This is a genomic window from Paenibacillus hemerocallicola, from assembly GCF_006265175.1.
Lineage (GTDB): Bacteria > Bacillota > Bacilli > Paenibacillales > NBRC-103111 > Paenibacillus_AB > Paenibacillus_AB hemerocallicola.
In genome coordinates, this window is sequence record NZ_VDCQ01000092.1 from 1 (window position 1) to 22,798 (window position 22,798).

Sequence of the window (22,798 nt, forward strand, 5' to 3'; positions counted from 1 at the left end):
TTTTAATCAGGGTGTCGTAGGTTCGAGTCCTACATGGCTCACATTCCCTGAAGCGCGTGTGGCGGAATTGGCAGACGCACCAGACTTAGGATCTGGCGCCTTCGGCGTGGGGGTTCAAGTCCCTCCACGCGCATCATCTTCAATGCGGACGTGGCTCAGTGGTAGAGCATCGCCTTGCCAAGGCGAGGGTCGCGAGTTCGAATCTCGTCGTCCGCTCCAATATAAGTTTGTGCCCTTAGCTCAGCTGGATAGAGCGTTTGACTACGAATCAAAAGGCCGGGAGTTCGAATCTCTCAGGGCACGCCATTTTCTTTCAATATGTTGTATCGGGACGTAGCTCAGCTTGGTAGAGCACCTGGTTTGGGACCAGGGGGTCGCATGTTCAAATCGTGTCGTCCCGACTTATGAATGGACCCGCAAAAGATATCGGAGTTAGCTTCGGAAGAATTTCGCTTTTGCGGGTGGATCTGCGGGTGTAGTTCAATGGTAGAACTCCAGCCTTCCAAGCTGGTAGCGTGGGTTCGATTCCCATCACCCGCTTCATAAAAAAGACGGAAAGCTGGAATACGGCTTACCGTCTTTTTTGTTGCACGGGCTTTATTTGAGATTAAATCCGGTTCAATTGCTTATGATTCGGGTAAATGGGAAGCAATGCAACGATTGGACATTTTTGCACTTGAATTATACTTTGGTTCCAACTAAGATAGAAAGGACATGCAAGTTACAAGGCCATTGGCAATAAAGGCATTCGGTAATCGCTTTCGAGAGATGATGCGGACCGATAAGGTCTTTTTTGTGTATACATGGACAGTTATCGCTTTAAAGCAGGAATGCCGTAAAATTTGTCGAATGTGTTAAGGATATGGAGGGAATTACTATGACTGAAGCAACAATAGATACGACGCAAGGCAATTCCAGCAATCAACTGTTACGTCGAGACGTTCGATTCCTAGGGAACATCCTTGGAGAAGTGCTCATTCATCAAGGCGGTCAGGAGCTGCTTAATCTCGAGGAGCAAATTCGAGAAATGAGCAAGACGCTGCGGGCCTCTTCGGATCCGGCGCTTTTGCAGGATTTCAAAAAAGTAATCGGTTCGCTGAGTCCGGAAGATCGGCATAACGTCGTCCGGGCTTTTGCGATTTATTTTCAATTGGTGAACATTGCCGAGCAGAACCATCGTATTCGTCGGAAACGTGACTATGATCGATCAGCCGGAGAGAAGATCCAACCGGGCTCGATTGAGAATACGATTGCCGAGCTGAGCAAGCGGGACGTTTCGGCCGACGAACTGCAGGATATGCTGCAAACCATTTCACTCGAGCTGGTCATGACCGCGCATCCGACCGAAGCGACGAGACGCGTCGTGCTGGAAATTCACCAACGTATTGCGGAAGATGTCATGAAATTGGATAACCCGTCCTTGACGAACCGGGAGAGGGAGCAGTTGCGCGAGAAGCTGGTCAGCGAGGTGCTTACGCTTTGGCAGACCGACGAGCTGCGCGACCGGAAGCCGACCGTATTGGACGAAGTGCGCAACGGCTTGTATTATTTCGACGAGACGTTATTCGACGTGCTTCCGGAAGTGTATCAGGAGCTCGACCGCTGCCTTACTAAATATTACCCGGATTCGGATTGGGCCATTCCGACCTTTTTGCGTTTCGGATCGTGGATCGGCGGGGACCGGGACGGCAACCCTTCGGTTACGGCGCAAATTACTTGGGAGACATTGACGCTGCATCGTCAGCTGGCGCTCAAAAAATATGAGCAGCAGCTCGTCCAGCTCATGAACCATTTGAGCTTCAGTACGAATATCGTGCAGGTTTCGCCGGAGCTGCTCGCTTCCATCGAATTGGACAAGCAGAATATACGGCTTAAATCCGAGGACGTTTGGCGCAATGACAACGAGCCTTACCGGATCAAGCTGACCTATATGGTCGAGAAAATTGCGAATACGCAAAATCACGGCTCTAAGAACACAAAAGCCAAATACTCTGCTCCGGAAGAGCTTCTTGATGATCTTTACCTGATCGATCGCAGCCTGCGAAACCACTACGCGGATTATACGGCGAATATTTATATTCGGAAGCTTATCCGTCAGGTAGAGCTGTTCGGCTTCCATTTGGCCGGCCTGGACGTGCGTCAGCATAGCAAAGAGCATGAATCGGCTATGAATGAAATATTGGCGAGAATGAATATCGCGAGCAACTATTCGTCGCTCTCCGAGGATGAGAAAATCGCTTTGCTGAGCCGGCTGCTTAACGACCCGCGTCCTCTTATGTCTCCTTATTTGGAGTATTCGGAATCGACGATGGAAGTCATCAGCGTATATAAGGCGATTAAAGCGGCGCAAGCCGAGTTTGGACCCAAATGCATCACGACGTATTTGATCAGCATGACGCAAGGCGCCAGCGACTTGCTCGAGGTTATGGTATTGGGCAAGGAGGTCGGCCTGTACCGCCGCGAGACGGACGGCACGGTGCGTTGTACGCTTCAGCCCGCGCCTTTGTTCGAGACGATCGAAGATTTGCATGCCGCACCCGGTATTATGGAGACGGTATTCAGCATACCGGCTTACCGCGACAGCATCCCCGATTTCAACAATATTCAAGAAATCATGCTCGGCTATTCGGACAGCAATAAGGATGGCGGCGTGCTGACGGCGAACTGGGAGCTGCGCGTAGCGCTCAAAGATATTACGAAAACGGCCAGACGCCACCAAGTGAAGCTGAAATTTTTCCATGGACGCGGCGGAGCGCTCGGGCGCGGCGGTATGCCTCTGAACCGGAGCATTTTGGCGCAGCCTCCCGAGACGATCGGCGGAGGCATTAAAATAACGGAGCAGGGCGAAGTGCTGTCTTCCCGTTATGCCCTCAAGGGGATCGCCTACCGCAGTCTGGAGCAGGCTACCTCCGCTTTGATCACAAGCGCGTATTTGGCGAAGAAGCCGCAAAATTCGGCTGACGAGCAAGAATACGAAGCGATTATGAAGTCGATATCGGAGCAATCGCAGACGAAATACCAGGATCTCATTTTCCGGGATTCGGATTTTTACCAGTTTTTCAAGGAATCGACTCCGCTGCCGGAGATCGGGGAGCTGAACATCGGCTCACGGCCATCCAAGCGTAAAGGGAGCGACCGGTTCGAAGACTTGCGAGCCATTCCATGGGTATTTGCCTGGACGCAAAGCCGTTACTTGCTCCCGGCTTGGTATGCGGCGGGATCGGGCTTGCAAACTTATTACCGAGGAAACCCGGACAATTTGCGCAAGCTGAAGGAAATGTACGAATCATGGTCGTTCTTCAGCTCGACGATCGATAATTTGCAGATGGCGCTCGGCAAGGCAGACATGCTGATCGCCCAGGAATATTCGCAAATGTCGAAAAATACGGAAGCCGGCAAACGGATTTTCGAACAAATTCGCAACGAATACGAATTGACGTCCCAACTGATCCTGCAAATTACGGGTCAAAAGGAGATATTGGATAACCAATCGGTCATTCAAGAGTCGATCAAGCTGCGGAACCCTTACGTCGATCCGCTGAGCTACTTGCAAGTGCAGCTTCTTACCGAGCTCCGCTCGCTCGAAGGAAATTCGGAAGACGGCGCGAAATTGCTCAGGGAAGTGCTGCTCACGATCAACGGCATAGCAGCCGGCTTGCGGAATACGGGCTGATCCGGCCCGCAATATCTATATCGTATGGTCCTATCAAGTCGGGAGCCGTTTCCAGTGGAACGGTTCTCGACTTTTTTCGTAAAAAAATGTACTCTTAGAAAGAGAACGGCTATCTTTGCGGGAGCGTGAATGGACTTTGAATGGAATGGCATCCCGATGGATCGCCGTCGTGCTGGTACTGCTCGGTGCGTCCAGCTACGGTTTGCTTTCCCCATTTATTAAAATGGCTTATGAGCGGGGATTCAGCGATGTGCAGGTCAGCGCGAGCCAGATTACGATGGGAACCGCCATTTTGTGGTTGCTCGTGCTGCTTAATCGGAAATCGTGGGCTAATCCGTTTCGTCATCCGTGGATCCGCTTGTCGCTGATCGGCATTTTCGGTCTGGCGCTTACCACTTTTTTCTACAACAATACGTTATCCAAATTGGACGCTTCCTTGTCGATCGTGTTATTGTTCCAATTTACTTGGATCACGATCTTGATGGAATGTATCTACACGAGGACACGGCCTTCGCGGAATCAGATTATCGCTGTCGTATTCGTGTTGGCGGGAACGATGCTCGCGGTTAACTTGTCGTCGGACAATTTGGAGACGATACAGCCGCTCGGGGTGCTGTTGGGATTATTGTCCGCTTGTACATACAGTCTGTTTTTGTTTGCGGCCGGAAAAGTTCGCACAACGCTGCATGCAAGCATGAAATCCGCCGTGATGCTCACTGCGTCGCTGCCGGTGCTGTATATCGTGTATCCGCCGCATACCATATTTTCGGCAAATATCGAGGCTTTGCTCGGATGGGGGATCCTGCTCGGGATGCTCGGATCCGTGCTGCCCACCTTATTTTTTAATATGGGGATCCCGAAAATCGGCAGCTCCCTTTCCGCCATGCTTGCTTCGATGGAGCTGCCTGTGGCGTTGACGGGGGCGTTTTTCATACTCGACGAGCGGGTGCTGCCTTCGCAGTGGATAGGAATGGTGTTGATACTTCTCGGTATTGTCGTCTCGGAAATCCGGACGTCCGGATCGGTAAAGCCGGGCTGAGCCGAATTACGCTGCGCATGCCGGGATGGGAGGAATGTCGGTGAATTTTGTGGAAACGAGGCTGGCCAAGCTGGCCCGTAACGGCGATCGTCGCGCGTTTAGCGAGCTGGTCGACCTGTATAAAGATAAAATCTATCACCTCGCTTACCGGATGCTGCATAATGTACAGGAAGCGGAGGACGTGGTGCAGGAAACGTTTTTGCGCGTCTACACGAATTTGAACCGGTACGACGAGACGCAAAAATTTTCGACGTGGATTTATCGCATCGGCACGAACTTGTGCATCGATCGTCTCCGCAAGCGGAAAGCTTCTTATTCGCTGGATGCCGAAGTGAACGACAGCGAAGGAAGCGACTGGTACTCGATGCTGGCCAGCAACGATCGGACCCCGGAGGGCGAGCTGCTGCTGTCGGAGACGCAGGAGCAGGTGCGCAGAGCGATCGATTCGCTGCCGGAGAAATATAAATCGGCCGTCATATTAAGGTATTTGCACGACATGTCGCTGCAGGAAATTAGCGAAGTGCTCGATATGCCGGTCACGACCGTCAAGACGCGGGTACACCGGGGACGGGAATATTTGCGCGAGCGTCTGGAAAAAGAATCTGTACTGTAAGTCGGAAATGTTGAAACGCATTCGATGCTTGCACGTATTGTACAATACGATATACTATGCGAAGGAAAGCAAGGAAAGGAGTGGCACGAGTTATGGATTGCAAAGAAGCCATCCTTTTAATGCACGATTATTTGGACGGAGATGTGACGGGGCCCGAGGCGGCGCAATTAAAGAAGCATCTGATCGGCTGCGCAAGCTGCCAGGAACGGTATACGAAGCTGGAGAAGGCGGGAGCGCTAGTCTCTTCCTTGAAGCCGGTCTATGCGCCCAGTCACATGACGACATCGGCCATTATGCAAAGCTTGCCGGCTCCGACCAAGCGGTCGGCATGGGTGAAGTGGCCGCGCCGCCATCCGGCGGCATCGGTAGCGGCCATCTTCCTGGTGGTCATGCTGGGAAGCTTCTTGACGATGTGGAATGAGGACACGCAGCTTGTCGTGCACGGTTCCGATCTCGAACAGGTCGTCATTAAAGGAAATACGGTAGTAGTGCCCGAAGGGCATACGGTGCAGGGCAATCTGATCATAGAGAACGGACAAATCGAAGTGAACGGCAAAATAAACGGCAATTTGGTCGTCATCGACGGCAACTACGCGCTTGCATCGACGGCTCAAATATCCGGAGACATTACGAGCGTCAATCAGGCGGTCGAATGGATATGGTTCAAATTGAACCAGCTGTTCTCCATGTTCGTCAAATAAAACCGGGTGCGTAAGCGAATTCGATTCGCCGCGGCATGCGGGTTTTTTTTGACCTTTTTTGGGGAGCGGAGCGTTAAAAGCCTAACCAAAAAGAAACCTGGAACGGCTCAATTGCCGATATTGTAGATAGAAATCGCTTTTTGGATGAATTTGTCGGATTTCGTAGAAAGAATCGGCCCTGCAACATGAAGGCAAAGCGAGGTTTTTTCTCGGAAATATGTTATTATTGTATAACAGACAGAGAAGGCTCCGAAGGGCTGTGGGGGAACAGGCATGGAACTTTTGACGGAAATCCGAATTAAAGATATCATTGACATTCTGATCGTAAGCTATGTCATTTATCAACTCATTTTGCTCGTAAGAGGGACACGCGCCATCCAACTGCTGAAGGGGATCGTCGTCGTCGTTCTGGCCTGGGCGCTCAGCATATGGTTCAATCTGAATACGCTGCAGTGGATGATGAATCAGATGTTCACGTTCGGCGTTCTTGCGGTCATCATCATTTTCCAGCCGGAGCTGCGCCGGGCGTTGGAGCAGTTGGGGCGAGGGAAGCTGTTCAGGGGCTCCTCCTCGTCGGACGAAGAGCATGATGTGACGAGCCGTATCTCGCATATTTTGAAGGCGGTCAACCATTTGTCCAAACGCAAAATCGGCGCGCTCATCGTGTTCGAACGGGAAACCGGGCTGAACGACTACTTGGAATCGGGAATTCCTCTGGAAGCGCAAATTACGTCGGAGCTTTTGATCAATATTTTTATCCCGAATACGCCGCTGCACGATGGGGCCGTTATTATACGCAAACACCAGATTATGGCCGCAGGCTGCTATTTGCCGCTGTCCGAAAATCCGTTCATCAGCAAAGAGCTCGGTACGCGCCATAGGGCGGCGATCGGCATGAGCGAAGTGTGCGATGCGATATGCGTCGTCGTCTCGGAGGAAACGGGACAAGTTTCGCTGGCGATCAACGGACAAATCGTCCGCGATATTAAGGAAGAATCGCTCGTCTCGAAGCTGTTCGAGGAATTGCGCCCGAAGACGAAGGCGAAGGCGAAGGAAAAGACCCCTTTCTGGAAGCGGAAAGGAGGAGAGCCGAGCAATGGATAAGTGGCTGAGCAATCCAAATGTTGTCAAGGTTATCGCTTTGCTGCTCGGTATTTTGCTGTGGGCCGTCGTTCATTTGGACGAAGGCTCGACAACGGGAAACGGGTTCTCTACCAATCAGGAGAGGACGATTTATAACGTCAAGGTTACGCCGATATACGACGAGGGCAAATTCCATATCGCCACCATGGACCCGACCGAGGTCATGATCCGGTTGGAAGGCAAAGAATCTGCTTTGAAAAAAGTGAGCACCACGGACAAATATCAAATCGTTCTCGATTTGAACGGCGCCAAGGTGGGGGAAAATACGCTTTCGCTGATCGCCAAAGATTTTCCCGCCGGCATCAAGGTATCGATTTTTCCGCCATATGCCAAGGTGGTGCTTGAGGAGAAGCAGATGAAAGAGGTGCCGGTGCAGGTCAATCTGATCGGCAATCCCGCGAACGGATTCAAAGCCGGACAGCCGGTCGCGAAGCCGAATCGCGCGATCATTACGCTGCCCAGCGGATTGATGGACGAGGCGATAACGGTCAAGGCCGACGTGAATATCGAGAACGCGCAAGCCGCCATTACGAAGCAGGTCAAGCTGGTGGTGCTCGACAAAAATGGCAAGGAGCTGGGAGTCTCGATTAATCCTACCGTTGTCGACGTAGAGGTGCCGATTACGCAGCCGTTCAAAAAAATGCCGTTGCAATTGAAAATAGTCGGAGAGCCGGCAGCCGGATACAGCATATCGCAGTTCCAGCCTTCGATCGACCAAATTACCGTATACGGACCGCAGGAGCTGCTAAACACGCTCGATTTCTACGAAGGGCCGCAGGTCGATTTGAACGGATTGAAGGCGGATCAAATCTATACGCTGGACGTACCGTTAAAATCGAGGATAACGACTGTCGATCCGTCCAAGGTTGAAGTGAAGGTTCAAGTCGTGCCGTCGGACAAAAGAACGTTCCCGCAGCTTCCGATTACGATTATCGGGGAAAACAACAATTTCGATACCCGGATCAAGACCCCGGCAGCCGGTACGATGAACGTTACCGTCGAAGGGGCTCCGGCTACTCTGCAGAAGCTGAAGCCGCAGGACGTGCAGGCGATCGTGGACGTCAGCAATCTGCCTCCGGGGGAGCATACGGTCAACGTAAACGTAAATTTGCCCCAGTTCGTCAAAAAAGTAGATACGGAAACGAAGGCTATAGTGGAGATTACCCCGAAGTCGTCCGAAAACGGGGGGCTACAGGCTCGGGGAACAAGCGGCCTAAATTAGAACAGGATTGGCACTATGGGAGTATTCAAAGGAGAGAATAGAACCAGATGGGGAAATATTTCGGTACTGACGGGGTTCGCGGAGTGGCCAACAAAGAGTTGACTCCGGAGCTTGCCTATAAAATCGGCCGCAGCGGCGGATATGTGCTGACCCAGCATGCGGAGAAGCCGGTCGTGCTGATCGGACGGGATACGCGCGTATCCGGTCCTATGCTGGAGGCTGCGCTCGTGGCCGGGCTGTTGTCGATCGGAGCGGACGTCGTCCGTCTGGGCGTCATCTCGACGCCGGGAGTCGCCTACTTGACCCGGACGTCCGGGGCGGATGCGGGAGTGATGATCTCGGCTTCGCACAATCCGGTGGAGGACAATGGGATCAAGTTTTTCGGCAGCGACGGGTTCAAGCTGTTCGATGAGACGGAGCTGGAAATCGAGCGTCTGCTGGATGCGCCGGTCGATGAGCTGCCTCGTCCGGTAGGCGGGGATTTGGGGACGGTCCACGATGATGCGGAGGCCAAATTCCGTTATACCGAATTTTTGAAAACAACGGTCAATCGTTCGTTCCAAGGGCTTAAGATCGTGCTCGATTGCGCCCACGGAGCGGCTTACGAGCTTGCTCCGAAGGTGTTTCGCGAGCTTGGGGCCGAGGTACACGTGATCGGCGCAGAGCCGAACGGCCGCAATATTAACGATCACTGCGGGTCGACTCATCCGGAGAAGCTGAAGGAGGAAGTCATTCGCGTCAAGGCCGATCTCGGGTTATCGTTCGACGGCGATGCGGATCGCTTGATCGCGATCGACGATACGGGAACCGAAGTAGACGGCGACTATATATTGAGCATTTGCGGCGATGCGATGAAGCGGGAAGGAACGCTAAAGCAGGATACGATCGTGACGACCGTAATGGCCAACCTCGGCTTTTTCAAAGGAGCGGAGAAGCTTGGCATCAATGCCCTTCAAACCGCGGTAGGCGACCGGTATGTGATGGAGGAAATGCGCAAAGGCGGCTATAACCTTGGCGGAGAGCAATCCGGCCATGTCATATTCCTGGACTACAATACGACCGGAGACGGCATTCTGAGCGGCTTGCAGCTCGTGCGGACCGTGGTGGAATCCGGCCGGAAGCTCAGCGAGCTGAAAGGCTTGATGCAAAAATATCCGCAGGTGCTCGTGAATGTGCGGGTAGCGGACAAAAGCAAATTGAAGGGCAATGCCGTGATCGAGAATGTGATCCGGGATGTGGAGCAGCGTTTTGCGGGGAACGGGCGCGTCCTTGTTCGTCCTTCCGGCACGGAATCGCTTGTTCGCGTTATGGCCGAAGGGCCGGACAAATCTACGGTAGAAGCCTATGTTGCGGAAATTGTCGATGTTGTGAAGCTGGAGCTTGTTTAAATAAAAGCGATTGATACGAAATGTATCGAAAACAAGTCCTCCGGACGAGCATCCGGGGGATTTTTGGTGTTTTGCGGTTCGTTTCATTATATTTGCGAGTTGCATCCGGTGCCGTTTTTGAATATGATGGTACTATCACTCTGGAATAGAAAGGTGGATAGTGGTTACGTAAGCGAAGCGCCTGCGCTTGCTGCGGCCGCCGGATCGGATAAGGGCGTGCCGGACCAACTATAGCGAGCGGACGAGGTAGAGGTGTTCGGAACAGTCGGCGGGGACCTCTCGGCAATGGCATCTGGCCGAAAGCGGAAAGGCAAAAGGTTCGGGCAACCGGACTGACAAGATTTCCGCGAGATGCGTAAGTTAGACCGACAAAATGAACCGCCCTTTCGAAATGAAACCGAAGAGGGTTGTGTTCGGGCCGGTCGATTCAGTTATAAGTCATGATCAGAAAACAACGATGAACTTGCTGCGTTCTTTGAAAACGGAATAGCACACGAAAAAAATCGTACGATCGTACGTTTGTTTTGGCATGCGCAGCTTCAGTTTTCGTACAAGGGCGCACAGGTTCAAATTCATCCAATTTATCGGAGGTATGGACCTATGTGCGGAATTGTGGGTTATGTGGGAAAGCGGAATTCGCAGCGGATCTTGTTGGACGGCTTGAAGAAGCTGGAGTATAGAGGGTACGATTCGGCCGGTTTGGCCGTATTTACGGAGAGCGGCCTGACCGTCAAAAAGGCGCAGGGAAGACTTGCAGTGCTGGAATCCAAGCTGGAGCAGGAGCCGCTTGACGGTACGATCGGTATCGGACATACCCGGTGGGCGACGCACGGAAAGCCGTCGGACGTGAATTCCCATCCGCATACGGACAATTCGATGAAGTTTTCCGTCGTTCATAACGGCATTATCGAGAACTATATGACATTGAAGGAAGAGCTGACGGCAAAAGGACACCGGTTCGTTTCGGAGACGGATACGGAAGTCATCTCGCACCTGATTGCCGACCTATATGAAGGAGACATCGTGAAGGCGGTACAGCAGGCGGTCAAGAAAATGACCGGAGCGTTTGCCCTGGGCGTATTGACCGAGCATGAGCCCGAGAAGCTTGTTGCCGTACGGCTCGCAAGCCCGCTTATTATCGGTGTCGGGGACGGGGAAAATTTTATCGGCTCCGACATTCCGGCGATTCTGGAATATACGCGCAACGTGTATATTTTGAACGACGGGGAAATGGCCGTTTTGACGCAGAACGGTGTCGATTTGCGTACGATCGAAGGGAATTTTATTTCCCGGGAAACGTTTTATGTCGATTGGGATCTGATGACGGCGGAAAAAGCCGGATTCGATCATTTTATGCTGAAAGAGATTCACGAGCAGCCGAAGGCTTACCGGGATACGATAGGGAGCCGGATCGACGGTTCCGGGGAGCGGGTCGTCCTTGGCGAAGTGAAGCTTACGCCGCAGCAGATTTGGGACATTCATAACATTCATATTGTCGCCTGCGGAACGGCTTACCATGCGGGACTAGTCGGGAAATCGGTCATCGAGCAGTTGGCTCGCATTCCGGTGGAAACGGACGTAGCGTCGGAATATCGCTATCGCGCTCCGATCATTACCCCGAACACGCTTGTTATCGTAGTCAGTCAATCCGGCGAAACCGCAGACACGCTGGCCGCTCTTCGGGAAGCGAAACGATGCGGCGCCCGCGTCATCGCCATTACGAACGTAGTAGGAAGCTCCGTTTCACGCGAAGCGGACGATGTTATCGTCACTTGGGCCGGACCGGAAATAGCGGTTGCTTCGACCAAAGCGTACACGTCGCAATTAATCGCCTTTTACTTGCTCGGACTTCATCTCGCCCAAACACTCGGTACGCAAGATGCGACCTATATCCGCGAGACGATCGAAGCGCTTCAGAAGCTGCCGGAGCAGGTGGAGCAAATATTGCTCCACGCCGAAGATATTAAGCAATACGCCGAGCAAATCGCCGAGCATGACGACTTGTTCTTCATCGGACGCGGCTCCGATTACGCGGTAGCGCAAGAAGGCTCGCTGAAGCTGAAAGAAATCTCGTACATCCATTCCGAGGCTTATGCGGCCGGGGAGCTGAAGCACGGCACGCTTGCGCTGATCGAGGAAGGCATTCCTGTCATCGCGCTGGCCACCCAGGAGCATTTGCTGGAGAAAACCGTGAGCAATATTAAAGAAGTAAAGGCACGGGGCGCGCAAGTGTTCGCGATTGCGCTCGAGGGCAACCATGAGATTGCCAAATCGGTCGATCTCGTGTTCGAAATTCCGCGCACTGTCGCCCTGCTGGCTCCGGCGCTGGTGGTTATTCCGCTGCAGCTGCTTGCCTACTACGCCTCGCTTGCCCGTGGAAACGATGTCGACAAGCCGCGGAATTTGGCGAAGTCGGTAACGGTGGAGTGAGGTTGGTATACTTGCAGAAATCATGTGAATGCGTTAAATACTGTTTGTAACTGAACAATATACTCTGTAACTGAATAAAAAAGATTGTAACTGAATAATAAAGAGTGTAACTGAATAATAAAGAGTGTAACTCTCATATAAAAGCCGAAACAGATTCAGGATTATCTCCTGAATTTGTTTCGGCTTTTTTCAAGAGCATGAGAGTATCCTGGGTCACCTTTTGCGGCCCTTACTTCCTTACAAGAAGCTACGATACGTTCTCGTCTCTACTCGAACCATTGGTCTCAGAAGGGGCTTAAGGTATCTCATAATGGTATGCAAGTAGTGCTCAACTAACGGAAACGAAATTTGAATTGTCAGCAAGGCCGTCGATTACTTCGATGGCCTTTTGTCCGTTCAGACTGTGTCAGAAAGTATGCCTTTCTGCAAAACACTTTACAGAATGTCCCTTTGTAAAGTGTTTCTTACTTTTGGGAGATTATTTGGACTCGAGGGGATCGCCAGCGGATGTCTTTGAAAAGGTTTATCCATTAAGCTACCCTGAAAATCAAATGCACGGAGTAGCTAAAAATGGCAATACGAAACTAAGCGCGGCCGGCGTGTTTTTTAAAAAGCTGCGCCTTCATTTATATGGGATGGGTGGATGTCATGAAGCAGCCGTAAGCTAATCCGCGGAGATCGGGGACTTGCATACGATGTGGGCGCATTTTTAAGTCCAAGGGTCAGCGAAGGATTTATTATTGGATATGTCGGTACGGATCCATAACGTACCGATGAGGTACGTAACATCATTATTGCAGAATTGAATCGCCTAAAAGTGGAACCGTTGCAGGATGCAGAACTGTTCCGCGCAAAAAAATCGATAACAGGACGTTACCTGATCGCCGAGGATTACCCTGAAGCCATAATCTCTCGGCTTGCGTCCAAGCACATGTATCAGGATGTAGTTGATCCGGATAGCTTTGTTGATGGCATTCGTGCAGTTACGATGGAAGACGTACTGGATTTTGCTCAAACCTACTTGAATACAGATAAGATGCCTTTTATTCAGGTTAACCGCGAAGGTAATACGGTCTCAATGGACACCGATAAAGAGGGACGTTCTGCTTAAGAACGTTATTTTCATCAGGGGAAGTCGCTAAAGAAGCAGCCGGTTTGTGAGAACGGTTGCCTTTCTCACCTAACGGAGACTATAGTGGAATTAAACAGGGAGCAGGCGCCGCAGCAACTGCTCCCTGTCTTCATTGAAGTAACGGGCAGTTTACTTCAACAAACAAAAGTGACAGTAATTTGTAATAAACTTGAAATTATCGTTTCACGTTGCATTAATAAATGTAGCCTATAATAAGTGTTGACCCCCTTATTAATATAAATCTTAAGCCCCATAGCCCGTTGCTATGGGGCATTTTTTTGCCATTGAGCTAAGGGCAGTTTACGCTAATACGGATTGGTAGGAAAGTGGACTTTTCCGAAGCCTGGTAGCAGGAGATTTAGAAAGTGATTTTATCGTATTTTATCTCTGTTATATATTTACTATCGAACATACGTGCGGTAAAATTGAAATGGATTAATTTTACATTTTGAAGAATGATTATCGAAAAGAGTGTGTTAAGCGATAGGTTGACCGTTATCACTGTACATACCGATAAGGCTGAACGACTTAGCATTATTATAAAATGATAGTAAATAAGATAGGGATGAGTATGAATGGAACGTTTTGTGCATCTGCACGTGCATAGTGAATACAGTTTGCTAGACGGGGCGGCCCGGATCGAAGATTTGGCCTCCCATGCGGCCGAGCTTGGCATGACGTCGCTTGCGCTGACCGATCACGGCGTCATGTATGGAGCGGTACCATTCTATAAGGCGTGTACGGAGCGGGGAATCAAACCGATCATCGGCTGTGAAGCATACTTTACGGCAGGCTCGATACGTGACAAAGGAAGCCGGCAGAATCAGCCGGTTTACCATTTAATCCTGCTAGCCAAGAATGAATCGGGCTATCAAAATTTAATGAAACTGATCTCGATCGGCCATTTGGAGGGTTTTCCCTACAAGCCGCGTATTGATGCCGAGCGCTTGACGGAATATGCCGAAGGCTTAATTTGCTTAAGCTCCTGCCTCGGGGGGGAGATTTCTCAGCATCTCCTTCATGCAAGGCACGCGGAAGCGAAGCTGGCCGCCGAAAGGTATCGGAATATATTCGGCGACGATTTCTTTCTGGAGCTGCAGGATCACGGGCTGACCGAGCAAAAGAAAGTGATGTGCGATATGATTGCGTTGAGCAGGGAAACCGGAATCCCATTAATCGTCACGAACGATGTTCACTATATTAAGGCGTCGGATCAGGCGGTCCAGGATGTGCTGAATTGCATCGGCACCGGAAAGACGTTGGATGATACTGACAGGCTGCGTTTTACGACCGATCAATTGTACTTGAAAAGCGGTGAAGAAATGCGTAGGCTGTTCGCTCACGTCCCCGAGGCTTTGGCCAATACGGCCGTTGTGGCGGACCGCTGCGATCTGAAGCTGGAATTCGGCGGCTCGATTTCGCCCGAATTCCAGCCGATACCAGAAGGGTTAACCGCCGGAGGGTATTTGGCCGAATTGTGCTGGCAGGGGCTTGCCGCCCGATACGGTTGGAGCCGGGATGGACGTCACGAGGATGATGTTGGCGTTACAGTCGATGCTTCTTATCGGCGGATGATAGAGGAAAGATTACAGTACGAGCTTACGGTCATTGAAAAAATGGGGTACTCCGACTATTTTCTAATCGTCTGGGATTTTATCCGCTTCGCACATGAGCGCGGTATCGCCACCGGACCGGGTCGGGGCTCGTCTGCCGGAAGTCTCGTTGCGTACACGCTGAACATCACCGATGTCGATCCGATCCGGTACGGCCTGTTGTTCGAGCGCTTCCTGAACCCGGAGCGGGTATCGATGCCGGATATCGACATCGATTTCGACGACCTGCGTAGGGAAGAGGTGATCGCTTACGTAACGGAAAAATACGGAAAAGACCATGTCGCGCAGATCATCACGTTCGGTACGATGGCTGCGAAGGCCGCATTGCGCGATGTAGGCAGGATAATGAACCTGCCCTCTAACGATGTTGACAGGGTCGCCAGAATGATCAACGGCCCTATCGGGATCAAGCTGCAGGAGGCGCTTACGGTCAATCCTGAGCTGAGAGCGCTGGCAGCCAAGCAACCCAAAATCGCAGAACTACTCGACACGGCGATACGGGTCGAAGGGTTGCCCCGTCACGTATCCACGCATGCGTCGGGCGTCGTTATTTCCCGCGAGCCGCTTAACCGGTATGTGCCGCTCCAAGAGGGGGCGGAGGGGACCGCTTTGACGCAATATTCGATGGAGCATCTGGAAGCGATCGGATTACTGAAGGTGGATTTTCTCGGTGTGCGCATGCTCTCAGTAATCGAGCGTACATTGCGCTGGATTCGGGATTGGGACGGGTGCGAGATCGATTTGCGGAAGCTGCCGGAGGACGATCCGGCTACATATGCGATGCTGTGCCGCGGCGAAACGGCGGCTGTTTTCCAGTTGGAGTCCGCCAGCTTCCGACGGGTGCTGAAAGAAATGAAGCCGTCGGAGTTTGAGGACATTATTTCCGTCAGCGCATTGCACCGGCCAGGTCCGATGGAATTTATCCCTAAGTATATGAAGACCAAACACGGAGAGATTGAGCCGGAGTATCACCATCCGTCGCTGGAACCGATTTTGCGCGATACGTACGGGATTATCCTCTATCAGGAGCAGATCATGCATATTGCCGCCAAGATGGCGGGATTTAGCCTTGGCGAGGCCGACTTGCTGCTGCGCGCCGTTAGAAAAAAGAAACGCGAGGTGCTGAACGAGGTACGCACTCACTTTATCCGCGGCAGCTTGCGGGAGGGCTACAGCGAGGCCGACGCCAACAAGGTGTATGACATGATCGTGCGCTACGCCGACTACGGCTTTCCGCGTTCGCACGCAACAGCCTATGCTGTATTGACCTTTCGTACGGCTTGGCTGAAGGCACACTATCCAGTGCCTTTCATGGCGGCGACATTGGCGTCTATCATGGGCAGCCATCGCAAGGTGGCCGAATACATCGATGAATGTCGGCGCATGAAGATTGCGGTGCTGCCGCCCGACGTGAACGAAAGCAAAGAGGCGTTTATTCCTGTCCATCCGCGACAGAGCAGCGAAGAGCAGACTGTCGGCTTGAACGCGGAATCTCTTAACGAAGATACCGACGCAGGATCGATACGTTTTGGGCTTGCCGCGATCAAAAACGTCGGAACGCAGGCGATCGAAGCAATAATCCGTGAACGGAATGGCGCGCCTTATAAAGATTTGCTCGATTTTATCCGAAGGGTGGATTTACGGGTATGCAACAAGAGGGTGATCGAATCCTTGATTTTGGGAGGAGCGTTCGATTCTCTCCCTGGCCACCGGGCGCAGCTGTTGGCCGTACTGGAACGGATGATTGAGGCGGTGCTGAAATGGAAAAAGGAGCGAGAGGAACTGCAACTGCACTTGTTGGGCTTGACCGAGGAGGTGAATTGGACGATCGAATATCCCGACGTCACTCCGTATACCCAGCTTCAGAAACTCGCGCAGGAACGTGAACTGCTCGGTATGTTTATTTCCGGCCATCCTCTCGACGCTTATGAACCGCTGCTGCAAGAGCTCGAAGCCATGCCGCTTCATCAGCTGGCAGAAGAGCCGGATTTAAGCGAGGTGACCGTGGCGGGGATGATTGTATACTGCAACAACTTCCTGACCCAAAAAGGTCAGGCCATGGCTTTCGTGGAGCTGGAGGATCGCATCGAAAAGGTCAAGGTCGTCATTTTTCCGGAAATCTGGAAGCAATATGGAAGCCATGTACAGAAGGAGCGCCTCATGCTCATTCGCGGCAAGCTGCAGCAGCAAGATGCCGGCGTCAAGCTGCTGGCCGACCGCCTTGCCCCATTGGACGTGCCCAGTGCGCGCGAGACCGCGCTGCGCTGGCGCACCGCACCAATGTCACGCCCAGCCGCCGGCTCGAGGCCATGCGTTTTCTTGAAGATCGATGCTGCTCATGAAAACACGCAAAGCCTGAGCAAGCTGAAACAGTTGCTTCAGCAGCACAAAGGTCCACTCGGCGTCATTCTTTACTACGAGCGGAGTAAGAATTCCATACGCTTAAGCGAGCAGTACAGTATCAAGCCGTCTCCACAGCTGGTTCAAGCGATCGAGGCGCTGCTCGGACCGCAATCTGTTAAATTAAAATAAGTGGGACTATTTGTCCTAGTAGCCTGCTAAAAAATCGATTTTTGCACCATATAAAGTCAAAATCCTACCCTCAAACCCGAACGTCGAAAGCAGGATGTTCAGTGAAACACTGATCGGCATGGATCAAGGAATTTGCAAAACGTATGATCATAGGGGCTCAAAATCCATATGATCTCGAAAAACCTGAACATATTGGAAGTACTTCTATTCAGAGACCAGAGGCCAAGCCGATCATATTGATATAAAGTGGAGGGTTCATTGGATCAGATCTAATTAAGAAGGCGGTAAGACCAAATTGTTGAACTTTTGAAAATAAGAAAAAGAAGAACCAGAAGATGACGTTCCAAATTCATCACCAGAAATTGGAGCGAAATCACGGCTTGACTGGGTGGAGCAGACCTCACAACGATCCGCTTTTGACACATTGGTCATCGGCCGAAACCGCTCATGTACCGGGTAAAAGCGCGACGCGCGTACCTTGCCCTCGCCAAGCAAAGCTGACTCTGCTTTCGGGTGCTACGCCAGGGAACAACTACAACGACATTACGAACGGAATACGAATTGACGGTTTCAGTCGTCGATGTTAAGATACAACTGAACAATAATCAGGAGGGTTGCGATCAATGTGGTTCACTCTATGCGCTTAAGATAAGCACTCAAGAAAAAGCGGATTTTACCACTTGTGTGGGCTTTTTTTGAGCTGCTTATTTTTGCGCATGAGAACATTGATCGCGGTCCGGACGGTATTTTTTGCTGTACCTTCTTTTGCTGTGTTCTGAAGCGTAATTTATGCAGACCCAAGCCCGCATATGGACTTGAGTCTGCTTTTTTTATTGTTTAAAACGTTTGGCAAATTCTAGATTCATTACTATTCAGAGAAAAGGAATTATGATGATGCAGGGCAAACACTGGTACTTCTTTATTTGATGCTCCTTTCGCAAGTCCGCAGGAAAGCTTGCGAACGGAAATCAGAAGCTGCGGTTCGAAGGAGGATCATTTCATGTTATTGATAAAAGCGGAAAGTATATATGTGGAATATTTGGGGCGCGACGTGCTCGATATCGACCAGTTGGAGTTGTACGATTACGATCGGATTGGTCTTGTTGGCGCGAACGGAGCTGGAAAAAGCACATTGCTCAAAGCGTTGCTGGGCCAAATCCCCTTACAGCAAGGCAAGATCAAGAGGGAAGGGACGTTCACCTACATTCCTCAGTTGGAAGAGGTGATTGTCCAAGATGTGCAGGATTACGCCATTATGGGCAGATTAGGCGTCGACCGCGTGCAAACGGAGTCCATGAGTGGCGGGGAAGAGACACGGCTAAAGATTGCGCGAGCGCTGTCTGAAGAGGCGCACGGCATTATTGCCGACGAGCCGACATGCCATCTGGACCGGGAAGGCATCGACTTTCTCGTAAACCGGCTCAAACATTACGCTGGAGCTTTGCTCGTCATCAGTCATGATCGCTATTTCCTGGACCGTGTCGTCGATAAGATCTGGGAGCTGAAAGACGGAAGAATCACCGAATATTGGGGTGGCTATACCGACTATCTGGCACAAAAGGAAGAGGAGCGACAAAGACAGGCTACCCAATACAAGCAATATGTAGCGGAACGGGAGCGATTGGAACAGGCGATCGAGGAAAAGAAAAGTCAAGCCCGCAAGCTTGATCAAAGGACCAAAGGGGCCGACAGAGAAAACAGCACGGATAGCGGCGGACGCCTTGGTCATCAGAAATCCCAGGGCAGCAAGCAGAAGAAGCTCCATAACGCTGCCCAAAATATGGAGCGAAGAATCGAAGCGCTGGGAGAGGTTGACGCGCCCGAAGCCATACGCAGCGTGCAGTTCCGTCAGAGCAAAGCGCTGGAATTGCACAATCCATTTCCGATTGTGGGCAAAGATCTCCACAAACGGTTCGGGGACAAGGTGATTTTCGACAACGTGTCTTTCCAGATCCCGCTCGGCAGCAAGCTCGCGATCACCGGCGCCAACGGGGTCGGAAAAACCACGTTGTTCAACATGATCAGAGATCGGGAGAACGGGATTACGATATCTCCCAAAGCGGAAATCGGCTGCTTTGTCCAAACCGGCTACAAGTTCGAGCGAAATCAGAACGTCATGGCCTTCATGCAGGAAAATTGCGAATATCCCGTTTCGGACATTCGGGCGGTACTTGCGTCAATGGGATTCACGCATCAGGATATTCGCAAAGAACTAGCCGTATTAAGCGGTGGAGAAATCATCAAGCTCCAGTTAGCCAAATTGCTGCTTGGGCGCTACAACATCCTGCTTATGGACGAACCGAGCAATTTTCTGGATATTCCCGTCGTGGAAGCACTGGAGACTATGATGCAAAATTACCTGGGCACCATCGTATTTATATCCCACGATGCGCGTCTGATCGAAGGCGTTGCCGATCAGGTGTACGAAGTAAAGAACGGTCGGCTTGTTCGATTAAAGTAATGCGAAAAGGCGATGAGCAGAATAAAGGAGAAATCATTCATGCATAGACAATGGAAGAAAACATTCGTATTGATTTTCAGCGGACAAATCTTTTCAATTTTAACGTCCGCTATGGTTCAGTTTTCAATTATCTGGCATTTGACCGAGACAACAGGTTCGGCTGCCGTGCTGATGGTCGCAGGTTTCGCCGGCTTCCTGCCGCAAGCGCTCCTGGGCCCGTTCATCGGTGTCTGGCTTGATCGATGGAATCGTAAGCTTACGATGATGGTTGCGGATAGCGTCATTGCGTTTTCCAGTTTGGTTCTGGGCGCCTGGTTCTTATGGGCCGATCCGAGTCTGTGGATCGTATATGCGATACTGTTCATTCGATCGGCAGCAACATCCTTCCATGCTCCGTCGTTCCAGGCCGCGATTCCGCTGATTGCACCGGAGGAACAATATACCAAGGTAGCCGGCTGGCATCAGTTGGTGTTCTCGGCGTCCAACGTACTCGGACCGGCGCTTGGAATAGCGGTTTACTCGGCAACTTCCTTAGGTATGGTACTGCTCTTGGATGTGGCAGGCGCTCTATTGGCCAACCTTATGCTACTGCTGGTCAAGATTCATCAACCGAAGCCGGAGGCCGTTCAAGCGCCTTCGTTTCGAAAGGAATTTACTCTCGGCTGGAAAGCGTTCCTTTCTGTGAAGCCTGTTGTCACGATTACGGTCGCAATGGCTGTCTTTAGCGTTTTTTTTATGCCTCTTGCCATGCTTTTTCCCCTAATAACGCTGTCGCACTTCAACCGCGGGGGGTATAGCGCTAGCTTGATTGAGGCGGTGTTCGGCATGGGCATGATACTTGGCGGCGCATTGTTGTCGGTTCTTGCTTCTAAATGGAGGGATTCCACGTATATGAGCCTTAGTTTAGGCGCGATTGGATTCGCCTGCGTCCTGAGCGGGGTGGTCGGAAGTGAAGCTTTCCTTGCTTTTGCCGTCTTGTCTTTCATCATGGGTGCAGCTGCTCCTTTGTTCAATGGTCCCTATATGGCGATGATTCAGAAGTCATATGAACCTGGAAAATTAGGGCGCGTTCTCTCATTTGTCACGAGCATTGGACTGTTGGCCTCCCCGATCGGACTGGCGCTGGCGGGACCGGTCGTCGAACGTTTCGGGGTTCAAATGTGGTTCTTTTGGTCGGGGATTGTCGTGGCTGTGATCGGAATTTATCTATTCCTCAAGTTTCATAGCACAGGCAAAGAGCAAAGACTCGGTCAGTAATCGAAATGATCGTCTCATCGGCATCCCGACTTTAGTGCACTAGAATAGAGGCAGTCTAGTCAGTCTAGACTTTATTTTTGGGTCCTGGGCTGCCTTCAGTTTTTATAGGTAGTATTTGCCATTTAGGTATAAGGCAAATACTGAGCGGCCTTGATGCTGAAGATGAAGGGAACCGACACGTTCCTGGATCAAAGTATTCGGTACGCGCGGCGTATCACGGACCGCAAGCTCCTCGTCCGCATGCGGGTAACGACAGTTTGGACAATTTGCATGTGTGCCACCGGCATCCCGGCACGGACTACATCATCAAGGTGAACCTTCGCAAAACACCGAAGGAGATGTGGCTAACCATCGCCGAAACGAAAGGAATCGCGTGCCAGCAACGGGAAGGAATAACCGAATATGTCGACGCGATCGAATTCAAAGAAAAAGGATTCGACGGCAAGCTGCGGCAAGTGTTTCATGTGATCCAGCGAACGATGGACGGACGGCCAACTGCTGCTCATCCCCGAGATCGAGGTTCATGTGTACTGGACCTCGCTACGTTGCGCGCCATGGCGCGTGATCGAACTGTATCGTGACCACGGTACAAGCGAGCAGTTTCACAGCGAGATTAAAACCGACCTGGATCTGGAGCGTTTACCCGCCGGGAAATTCGCCACCAACGATCTGGTATTGCATGCGGGATTGTTTGCTTACAACCTTCTCCGCATCATGGGGCAAGAAAGTCTCCGAAAGGACGATGCGCCGATCCGCGGCAATGTAAAACGCCGACGTATCCGCATGGTCATCCAGAACATCATGTACATGGCGGCGCGTTTCGTCGGTCATGCTAGGCGGACTTTTGTCGAATTCAACTGCAGGAAATATGCGAAAAACGGCCAAAACCCTTGCAGACGGAGTGAACAACCATGTTTCAAATGAATGAAAACACACCCAAATTGTTAGAAGATTTCCACCTGCCCTATTGCGGAAAACTGAACCCGGAGAATCGCCGGGTTCAACTGTCGAAGTTGATCCCCTGGGACAAAGTGGAAGGGAAATAACGGACGCCTTCCGCTCCCCCGTGATGGGACAAAAGGCGTATTCGGTTCGGGTTGCGCTCGGCGGTTTGATCATCAAGGAACGGCTTTGCTTGAGCGATCGGGAGACGACCCTGCAGATCATGGAAAACCCGTACCTACAATTCTTCCTCGGATTTCCGGGCTATCTCGATCAAGAGCCGTTTCACCATTCGCTCCTGACGCATTTTCGAGCCCGTCTGGGAGCGGACATTCTGGCCGAGATCAATGATTGGATCGCCACGGAGAGCCTTGCTTCAAAACCGAAAGAAAAAGACGACAAGAACGATGACGACAACGATCCGGACAATGGGCAGCTTGCTTTGGAAGTCGGGAGGCGTTCACAGTTCCGGAGCCGGAGGAACGCTCGGCCAAACCGGTGCGTCGGCCGAGCCTCAAACCGAATCGAAGACGAAAATTAGTTCTAAAGTCCTTGAAATAATCGAAAATAGGTAAAAAATTACATTACATCTGTCACTATCAATGACAATCCGGCAAAAGGTATAATGATACTATGTGTATCATTATACCTT

At 51.4% G+C, this 22,798-nt stretch carries 15 protein-coding genes and 5 tRNA genes; all 20 read left to right on the top strand.

Features of this window, described 5'->3' with window-relative positions; genetic code table 11:
- Positions 1-52: 52 nt before the first annotated feature.
- Positions 53-133: transfer RNA gene (locus FE784_RS37110), tRNA-Leu, on the top strand.
- Positions 134-144: 11 nt separating this feature from the next.
- Positions 145-219: transfer RNA gene (locus FE784_RS37115), tRNA-Gly, on the top strand.
- A 10-nt stretch (positions 220-229) separates the two neighbouring features.
- Positions 230-306, top strand: a tRNA-Arg gene (locus FE784_RS37120).
- Positions 307-327: 21 nt separating this feature from the next.
- Positions 328-401 (top strand) — tRNA-Pro (locus tag FE784_RS37125).
- Between the two features lie 68 nt (positions 402-469).
- Positions 470-540: transfer RNA gene (locus FE784_RS37130), tRNA-Gly, on the top strand.
- Between the two features lie 337 nt (positions 541-877).
- Positions 878-3,673, top strand: a complete 2,796-nt coding sequence (gene ppc / locus FE784_RS37135) for a phosphoenolpyruvate carboxylase (protein WP_139607322.1) — start codon at positions 878-880, stop codon at positions 3,671-3,673.
- A 145-nt stretch (positions 3,674-3,818) separates the two neighbouring features.
- Positions 3,819-4,712, top strand: coding sequence for an EamA family transporter (locus FE784_RS37140; RefSeq protein WP_139607350.1), 894 nt, complete (start codon positions 3,819-3,821; stop codon positions 4,710-4,712).
- 40 nt (positions 4,713-4,752) lie between these two features.
- Positions 4,753-5,325, top strand: a complete 573-nt coding sequence (sigW, locus tag FE784_RS37145) for an RNA polymerase sigma factor SigW (protein ID WP_139607323.1) — start codon at positions 4,753-4,755, stop codon at positions 5,323-5,325.
- Between the two features lie 92 nt (positions 5,326-5,417).
- Positions 5,418-6,026 carry a zf-HC2 domain-containing protein gene (locus FE784_RS37150; RefSeq protein ID WP_139607325.1) on the top strand — a complete coding sequence of 203 codons (609 nt, stop codon included), beginning with the start codon at positions 5,418-5,420 and terminating at the stop codon, positions 6,024-6,026.
- Positions 6,027-6,299: 273 nt separating this feature from the next.
- The gene (gene cdaA, locus FE784_RS37155) at positions 6,300-7,130 is read left to right on the top strand and encodes a diadenylate cyclase CdaA (RefSeq protein WP_139607326.1); all 831 of its coding nucleotides are present in this window, start codon (positions 6,300-6,302) and stop codon (positions 7,128-7,130) included.
- Positions 7,123-8,391, top strand: coding sequence for a CdaR family protein (locus tag FE784_RS37160; RefSeq protein ID WP_139607328.1), 1,269 nt, complete (start codon positions 7,123-7,125; stop codon positions 8,389-8,391). The genes cdaA and FE784_RS37160 overlap by 8 nt, the downstream gene beginning before the upstream one ends.
- 47 nt (positions 8,392-8,438) lie before the next feature.
- Entirely contained in the window at positions 8,439-9,779 is a 1,341-nt protein-coding gene (gene glmM, locus FE784_RS37165) for a phosphoglucosamine mutase (protein WP_139607330.1), read from the top strand.
- Positions 9,780-10,379: 600 nt separating this feature from the next.
- A complete protein-coding gene (gene glmS / locus FE784_RS37170) occupies positions 10,380-12,209 on the top strand; it encodes a glutamine--fructose-6-phosphate transaminase (isomerizing) (RefSeq protein ID WP_139607332.1) in 1,830 nt (609 codons plus the stop codon).
- 826 nt (positions 12,210-13,035) lie between these two features.
- Entirely contained in the window at positions 13,036-13,320 is a 285-nt protein-coding gene (locus FE784_RS37175) for an insulinase family protein (protein ID WP_176706790.1), read from the top strand.
- Between the two features lie 596 nt (positions 13,321-13,916).
- Positions 13,917-17,486 (top strand): DNA polymerase III subunit alpha, encoded by a 3,570-nt coding sequence (locus FE784_RS37180; RefSeq protein ID WP_139607336.1) that lies wholly within the window; start codon positions 13,917-13,919, stop codon positions 17,484-17,486.
- 1,000 nt (positions 17,487-18,486) lie between these two features.
- Positions 18,487-19,947: an Msr family ABC-F type ribosomal protection protein gene (locus tag FE784_RS37190; RefSeq protein ID WP_139607340.1), complete on the top strand. Its 1,461-nt coding sequence runs from the start codon at positions 18,487-18,489 to the stop codon at positions 19,945-19,947.
- Positions 19,948-19,986: 39 nt separating this feature from the next.
- Positions 19,987-21,204: an MFS transporter gene (locus FE784_RS37195; protein ID WP_139607342.1), complete on the top strand. Its 1,218-nt coding sequence runs from the start codon at positions 19,987-19,989 to the stop codon at positions 21,202-21,204.
- Between the two features lie 257 nt (positions 21,205-21,461).
- Positions 21,462-21,785, top strand: a complete 324-nt coding sequence (locus FE784_RS43045; RefSeq protein WP_425465592.1) for a hypothetical protein — start codon at positions 21,462-21,464, stop codon at positions 21,783-21,785.
- On the top strand, positions 21,766-22,128 hold the full coding sequence (locus FE784_RS42255; protein ID WP_425465593.1) for a hypothetical protein: 363 nt from the start codon (positions 21,766-21,768) through the stop codon (positions 22,126-22,128). The genes FE784_RS43045 and FE784_RS42255 overlap by 20 nt, the downstream gene beginning before the upstream one ends.
- A 145-nt stretch (positions 22,129-22,273) precedes the next feature.
- A complete protein-coding gene (locus FE784_RS37205; RefSeq protein ID WP_246132360.1) occupies positions 22,274-22,687 on the top strand; it encodes a transposase in 414 nt (137 codons plus the stop codon).
- The last annotated feature ends 111 nt before the right edge of the window (positions 22,688-22,798 follow it).

What these genes read in the sequence shown, in the direction of transcription:
- ppc (WP_139607322.1), top strand. Translation starts at nt 878, where the DNA reads ATGACTGAAGCAACAATAGATACGACGCAAGGCAATTCCAGCAATCAA.
- FE784_RS37140 (WP_139607350.1), top strand. Translation starts at nt 3,819, where the DNA reads ATGGCATCCCGATGGATCGCCGTCGTGCTGGTACTGCTCGGTGCGTCC.
- FE784_RS37150 (WP_139607325.1), top strand. Translation starts at nt 5,418, where the DNA reads ATGGATTGCAAAGAAGCCATCCTTTTAATGCACGATTATTTGGACGGA.
- cdaA (WP_139607326.1), top strand. Translation starts at nt 6,300, where the DNA reads ATGGAACTTTTGACGGAAATCCGAATTAAAGATATCATTGACATTCTG.
- FE784_RS37160 (WP_139607328.1), top strand. Translation starts at nt 7,123, where the DNA reads ATGGATAAGTGGCTGAGCAATCCAAATGTTGTCAAGGTTATCGCTTTG.
- glmM (WP_139607330.1), top strand. Translation starts at nt 8,439, where the DNA reads ATGGGGAAATATTTCGGTACTGACGGGGTTCGCGGAGTGGCCAACAAA.
- glmS (WP_139607332.1), top strand. Translation starts at nt 10,380, where the DNA reads ATGTGCGGAATTGTGGGTTATGTGGGAAAGCGGAATTCGCAGCGGATC.
- FE784_RS37180 (WP_139607336.1), top strand. Translation starts at nt 13,917, where the DNA reads ATGGAACGTTTTGTGCATCTGCACGTGCATAGTGAATACAGTTTGCTA.
- FE784_RS37190 (WP_139607340.1), top strand. Translation starts at nt 18,487, where the DNA reads ATGTTATTGATAAAAGCGGAAAGTATATATGTGGAATATTTGGGGCGC.
- FE784_RS37195 (WP_139607342.1), top strand. Translation starts at nt 19,987, where the DNA reads ATGCATAGACAATGGAAGAAAACATTCGTATTGATTTTCAGCGGACAA.
- FE784_RS37205 (WP_246132360.1), top strand. Translation starts at nt 22,274, where the DNA reads ATGGGACAAAAGGCGTATTCGGTTCGGGTTGCGCTCGGCGGTTTGATC.